This window comes from Microcoleus sp. B4-C1 (assembly GCF_036705285.1).
GTDB lineage: Bacteria > Cyanobacteriota > Cyanobacteriia > Cyanobacteriales > Microcoleaceae > Microcoleus.
This window is the reverse complement of the sequence record NZ_JAUBUC010000166.1, coordinates 1-5,934: the sequence shown is the minus strand read 5'-3', so window position 1 is coordinate 5,934 and position 5,934 is coordinate 1. Positions and strand designations below refer to the sequence as shown.

Sequence of the window (5,934 nt, the reverse complement as noted above, 5' to 3'; positions counted from 1 at the left end):
GTCCCGCCCGTCCAAAACGGACGGGCGGGACGCCCATCCCACAAACTTGTGGAAGTTATTTAATTCTCATTCCTAAGAGAGTTAATTTATAGCAGGCAAGATTTATTTAATTTGCAACAGAATTTAACCTTTGTGCTGTAAAATGTAGCAGTTCTCAGTTGCCGACTATATAGTAGGGACTTACCGAGGGCCTGTTTTCGTGTGGGCGATCGGCTAAAATCCAGGATAAATCTTGTTCTTAGCAAAGTCTCGATTAATAAAAATAATGCAACAGTAGACCCGGAATCCAAACCCATACAAAATAAGCCATTCCCAATTCTAAAATCTAAAATCTAAAATCTAAAATGGTATGACTTTCATCTCCCTTCAATATGCGCTGTTTCTGTTAGTTTTGTTCGCGGCTTACTGGTTGGTTCCGCTGCAGTGGTGGCGACTGTTCATCATGTTGGCGGGTAGTTTGATTTTTTATGCTTCGCTGCAAATTTGGTACATCCCTCTGCTGTTAGTCGCTGCTTTGTTTAATTACTGCTTGGGGATGGCGATTGGGGAACCTCTGGATTGGCGGATTGCTAATGAATCTTGGAACCGCCGCCGTTTGTTGCTGCTGTGGATAGGAATTTCCCTGAATGTGTTGCTGCTTCTGGGCTTTAAGTATGTGCCTTTTTTATTGAGTTCGATCGGCACTTTGTTAAATTGGCCTTTTGCTATCGACGGGGCTGACTGGGTGAAAAGTCACGTCATCGCACCCCTGGGATTGAGTTTCTTTTGCTTTGAGTGCATTGCTTATTTGATTGACGTGTACCGAGGCGCGCCTGCTGCTACTTCGCTGCTGCACTTTGCTGCTTACAAGTTGTTTTTTCCAAAACTGATTTCCGGCCCGATTACTCGGTATCACAACTTGATATATCAACTGAAAACCCAACAATTTCCAACGCCCGATCGCATTTCTGAGGGACTTTGGACGATCGCCTTTGGTGCAGTAAAAAAAGGTCTTTTCGCAGATAACTTGGGAATTTATGTCGATTTAAGCTTTACCAATTTACAGCGGGCGGGTAGCGAGGATTTGTGGCTGGCGATTTTGGCTTACGGGCTGCAACTTTATCTTGATTTTAGTGGCTATGTTGACATGGCGCGGGGTACTGCTTTGCTGCTGGGTTGGTATTTGCCACCAAATTTTGATTTTCCTTATTTTAGTGCCAGCATAGCTGATTTTTGGCGACGCTGGCACATGACTTTAGGCGATTGGCTACGCAATTATTTGTATTTTCCTTTGGGCGGTTCGCGAGTCGGTTTGTGGCGCACTTGTCTGAATTTGTCTATTGTCATGTTAATTGCGGGAATTTGGCACGGGGCGGCTTGGGGATTTATTGTGTGGGGGGTTTTACACGGTTTAGCTTTGGCGGTTCACAGGCTGAGTGATGTGCTGTTTAAGCGGTTGCGGATCGAGTTTTTGTGGGAAAATCCGATCGGGATTGCGATCGGTTGGCTGTTGACTCAGGCGATGGTTTTTGGTAGTTGGATATTTTTCCGACTTCCCGATTTAAAGGATTCTGGATGGGCGATTTCGCATTTGTGGGGACACACTGCTGATGTGCAGTTTGCTGAGAAAGTTTATGTAGAAGCTTTGGGTTTAGATAGAGTGAGTTTAGCTTGGATGTTGGCTGCTTTGGCTGTGGCGATGCTGGGGAATTATGCGTTGAGTCGGGGTTTGAAATTAGAGTTAAATTGGCCGATGAAATTGGTGTTAGTGCCGCTTTGTTTGTATGCGGTTTGGCTGTTGGCTCCCGAAGGCGGTTTGCCTTATATTTATTTTGATTTTTAGGGTATTGTTTAATTCGCCTTCTGAACAGGCAAGATGCCTGTTCCACAAAGAGTAGATTTTCTTGTGGAACAGGCATCTTGCCTGTTCTTGAGAATGGTGCAAGATGTCAGTCGAAGTGATTACCCGCTACCTATTAGTGTCAACTTAAGCTTTTAGTCCGCCAGTCCTCCCGCTCACCCAACAGTCCGCCAGGGAATGAATTCCCTGTCTCATAGCGAAAGTCCTCTCAAAGAGGACTGAAGAACTCATTAGTCCTCATAGCGAGGAATTTCGCTTTGATATCATTTCCGGTTACACCGGCATGATGTTGACGGTTGACGGTTGACGGTTGACGCCGTGAACAGTCAACAGTGAACAGTCAACAGTCAACAATCATATCGAGGAGTGCACCCTACAACTGATAAGAACACCAGTCACTCCAGCTACCGACATAAAGTTTAGCATCGGGAATTCCGGCGATTTCTAAAGACAGTAAATTGACGCAAGCCGTCACCCCGGAACCGCAATAAACGATGATTTCTTCCGCTTTTTCTAATTCTGTCCACCGCTGTTTTTGTTCGGATGCCGATCGCACTTTTCCAGTTTCATCCGTCACCCCTTGCCAAGGATAGTTAACCGCACCCGGAATGTGGCCTGCAATGGGGTCGATCGGCTCCCGCAAACCTTCATATCTCTCGCTTTCTCGCGAATCAACCAAAACCTTTCCCGGCAAGTCTTTACGCTCTTTTACCGCCTCAATATCTACCGCCAAATCCTGTTGCAAATGAGCAACAAATTTACCCTCACGGGGTTCTGGCAAAATATTTGTTACCGGATAGCCCGCCGCTTTCCAGCCACTGAAACCGCCGTCTAACAAAGCGACTTTGCTGTGTCCCATATATCGCAGCAGCCACCACAAACGAGCGGCAAAAGCCAGTCGCGAATCGTCATAGGCGACGACTAAATTTTCATGTGAATTAATGCCGATCGCGCTCAATTTATCAGCTAATTCTTCAATATTTGGCAGCGGATGTCTACCGCCATGTTTGCCCACAGCACTCGCGAGATCGCGGTTTAAATCTAAATAGAAAGCTCCGGGAATGTGACTTTCTTGATATTGTTTTTGTCCCAATTCATGGTCGGCAAGGGAAAAACGACAGTCAATGATTACAACTTGCGGATTGTCGGTATTGGTGGCTAACCATTCAGGAGAAACGATTAAAGTGTTGTCAGTCATAAGTATTCAAATCTATGTTTTAACATTTATCGGGAAGGAGCTTTTTTATCGGGTTCTGCTTTATCGGTACGAGATTTTTTAGAAGTTTGTTTCTCCGAAGCTCTTTTTTCAGAATTAGATTTTTTAGGAGTTGCTTTTTCCGAAGGTGGTTTTTCGGCTGGTGCGGGAGTTGGAGTTGGCTGAGGGGGAGTTACTGCTGCTTCTTGAGCGTAAAGCAGATATTTCTGATACTCGATTACTTTTGCTTGAGCTAGTTGATGGTTGGGGCTAGAAACTGGTACTCTTCTCATTAATGAGACGGCTTCTTGCCAACGATCGATAACTGTACTCCAATCTTCCTTGGTTTTTGCCGATCGCCCTAATTCTGCTGCTTTGAGTGCGCTGTTAACGGCTTCTCGAAAAGTATCTGGTGCAGTTGCTAAATCTGCTGTTTCATCGGGATTATTGCCCGCAGTTGCTGCTGGCTGGTTCAAAATTTTACCGACAAACGCCACCACGGCGATCGCCAACATACCCGTTACTAGCCCGACTACAATGAAAGTCGATCGCAGTCGGTTTTCAAATGCAGCAAGTTCCGACGGTTTTTCCTCCTCAATATTGTTCTCCATCTCTGTGCGATCGTCCATATTAGCAACAGCAGTATTTGGTACAGATTCTCCTGCAAAACTTTGTTGTTCAAAAGTGCTGTTGTCCAAACTAAACTCGTGACTCCAAGCAGCAGCAATCTGACCGCTTTGTCGGCCCTCAACCTTCACTTTGCGAATCGAATCCGGCTGCAAATTGGTCAGCTCGGTGCGAACAAAATCAACTAATGTATCTTCTTTCGGTACCTGCTCGGCCTCAAGAATTACATCCAAACAATCGCCGTCGAGATTAGCGGAGGCTGTGATGCCTTCAGATTGCAACTGGCTGTTGAGCCAAGATGCGATCGCAGTGGCAATATCTCCCTGCTTGGCAAGTTCCTGAAAATTAAGCTCTGTCATAGCTGGACACCTGATAATGCAGAAGGAATGAAAAATTCATAAATAGTTTTTTTAAGTTAAAAACACCCTAACTGAAATTCAATGAATAGTATAATATATCGCGGCAAATCCCAGCCCAAAGATGCAAATTCTCACTCTCCCTCCCCCTGGCATCCCTTGGGGAATGACTTGCATTGCTTGGCTTTAAGCCGAACTCAGGTTTGTAGTGAGGAATGCAAGTCGTCTTGCTCAGCCGCCAAATACTGCTGCTGCAACCAGGTTTTTGATACCGGGCGCGCCAGTCCAGATATTGCAAGCGTCGCCCCTACAACCAGCATCCGCCTGGAAAAATGCTCGATCGCGCGGATGCGAGATGGGAAATTTTAGATGAAAAATTTGTGCGATCGCAGTGCCATCGGCGGACAGCGAGTGATATCATCAGTTAGTCAATATTCAAGTTTTTATAGCAAATAACTCGATCGCACAATGGTAGCAATAGCAATTTTAGCGGCTGGACGCGGCACGCGCATGAAATCTGACTTGCCTAAAGTTCTACACGAATTAGGCGGTCGATCGCTAGTTGAGAGAGTCCTCCAAAGTTGTCAAGAAATTCAAATTACCAGGCGACTTGTCATCGTCGGTTATCGAGGTGAACTCGTTAAAGAATCCCTGATTCGAGGTCAAGAAATATCAGGGAAAAATCCTCAATCTCCTCCCCTAGAATTTGTAGAACAAACCGAACAATTGGGAACCGGTCATGCCATCCAACAATTGCTGCCTCACTTAGAGGGATTTCAAGGAGACTTGCTGGTCTTAAATGGGGATGTACCTTTGCTGAGGGCAGAAACTATCAAACAATTGATGGCCATTCACAAACAGCACAAAAACTCTGCTACTTTATTGACAGCTAATTTACCGAATCCCCAAGGGTACGGACGAGTATTTACCGACAGTCAAAACTTAGTCCAGCAAATTGTCGAACACCGCGACTGCACACAAGCTCAAAAGCAAAATCACCGAATTAATGCAGGTGTTTACTGCTTTCACTGGCCGGATTTAGAGAAAATTTTGCCAGAATTGAAGGCAGATAATGACCAAAAAGAATATTACCTAACTGATACGGTAAATTTCCTCAGTCCGGTGATGGCGGTGGATGTGGAAGATTATCAAGAAATATTGGGAATTAACGATCGCAAACATTTAGCCACAGCTTGCGATATTTTGCAAATGCGGATAAAGGACAAGTGGATGACGGCGGGAGTGACGCTGCTCGATCCCAACAGCATCACGATCGACGATACCGTAGAGTTGCAGCCGGATGTGGTAATTGAGCCGCAAACTCACTTGCGGGGAAATACTTCGATCGCCTCCGGGAGTCGCATTGGCCCCGGCAGTTTGATCGAAAACAGTCAGATTGGGGAAAATGTGACTGTGCTTTATTCAGTGGTTTCTGACAGTATGGTTGCTAAAAATTCGCGAATTGGCCCTTACGCACATTTGCGGGGACACGCAGAAATTGGGGCTAACTGTCGCGTCGGCAATTTTGTAGAATTGAAAAATACTCAAATAGGCGATCGAACTAATGTCGCTCACTTGTCTTATTTAGGCGACGCGACTTTGGGAGAAAAAGTCAACATCGGTGCTGGGACAATTACGGCGAATTATGACGGAAAAAACAAGCACAAAACTCAAATAGGCGATCGGAGTAAAACGGGTTCTAACAGCGTGCTGGTTGCACCGATAACTTTGGGGGAAGATGTTACTGTAGCGGCGGGTTCTGTGGTGACAGAAGATGTGCCGAATGATTGTTTAGTAATGGCTCGTTCCCGGCAAGTTGTCAAACCAGGTTGGAAGTTGAAGGAATGAGAATTAAATAACTTCCACTCTTGAAAGTGGGATGGGCGTCCCGCCCGTCCAAAAAGGACGGGCGGGAC

Annotated in this window: 6 protein-coding genes; 4 read left to right on the top strand and 2 right to left on the bottom strand. The window is 45.7% G+C overall.

All coding sequences use genetic code 11. The features are described from left to right. Window positions 1-349 precede the first annotated feature (349 nt). Window positions 350-1,822 carry an MBOAT family protein gene (locus QUB26_RS31015; protein WP_333246939.1) on the top strand — a complete coding sequence of 491 codons (1,473 nt, stop codon included), beginning with the start codon at window positions 350-352 and terminating at the stop codon, window positions 1,820-1,822. A gap of 33 nt (window positions 1,823-1,855) precedes the next feature. Next, entirely contained in the window at window positions 1,856-1,978 is a 123-nt protein-coding gene (locus QUB26_RS31010) for a hypothetical protein (protein ID WP_333303033.1), read from the top strand. A gap of 235 nt (window positions 1,979-2,213) precedes the next feature. On the opposite strand, the gene QUB26_RS31005 is transcribed toward QUB26_RS31010, so the two are convergent. Together QUB26_RS31005 and QUB26_RS31000 are read right to left on the bottom strand one after the other, a co-directional pair. Further along, entirely contained in the window at window positions 2,214-3,038 is an 825-nt protein-coding gene (locus QUB26_RS31005) for a sulfurtransferase (RefSeq protein WP_333321140.1), read from the bottom strand. Window positions 3,039-3,064: 26 nt separating this feature from the next. Beyond that, window positions 3,065-4,021, bottom strand: coding sequence for a hypothetical protein (locus QUB26_RS31000; protein ID WP_333321138.1), 957 nt, complete (start codon window positions 4,019-4,021; stop codon window positions 3,065-3,067). Window positions 4,022-4,102: 81 nt separating this feature from the next. Between QUB26_RS31000 and QUB26_RS30995 the strand changes: the two genes are divergently transcribed. Next, complete coding sequence (locus QUB26_RS30995) at window positions 4,103-4,387, top strand: hypothetical protein (protein ID WP_333246945.1); 285 nt, start codon at window positions 4,103-4,105, stop codon at window positions 4,385-4,387. A gap of 99 nt (window positions 4,388-4,486) precedes the next feature. Next, the gene (glmU, locus tag QUB26_RS30990) at window positions 4,487-5,866 is read left to right on the top strand and encodes a bifunctional UDP-N-acetylglucosamine diphosphorylase/glucosamine-1-phosphate N-acetyltransferase GlmU (protein WP_333246946.1); all 1,380 of its coding nucleotides are present in this window, start codon (window positions 4,487-4,489) and stop codon (window positions 5,864-5,866) included. The last annotated feature ends 68 nt before the right edge of the window (window positions 5,867-5,934 follow it).

Excerpts from the sequence above, each read along its gene's own strand:
- QUB26_RS31015 (WP_333246939.1), top strand. The coding sequence starts at position 350 with ATGACTTTCATCTCCCTTCAATATGCGCTGTTTCTGTTAGTTTTGTTC.
- QUB26_RS31010 (WP_333303033.1), top strand. The coding sequence starts at position 1,856 with ATGCCTGTTCCACAAAGAGTAGATTTTCTTGTGGAACAGGCATCTTGC.
- QUB26_RS31005 (WP_333321140.1), bottom strand. The coding sequence starts at position 3,038 with ATGACTGACAACACTTTAATCGTTTCTCCTGAATGGTTAGCCACCAAT.
- QUB26_RS31000 (WP_333321138.1), bottom strand. The coding sequence starts at position 4,021 with ATGACAGAGCTTAATTTTCAGGAACTTGCCAAGCAGGGAGATATTGCC.
- QUB26_RS30995 (WP_333246945.1), top strand. The coding sequence starts at position 4,103 with ATGAATAGTATAATATATCGCGGCAAATCCCAGCCCAAAGATGCAAAT.
- glmU (WP_333246946.1), top strand. The coding sequence starts at position 4,487 with ATGGTAGCAATAGCAATTTTAGCGGCTGGACGCGGCACGCGCATGAAA.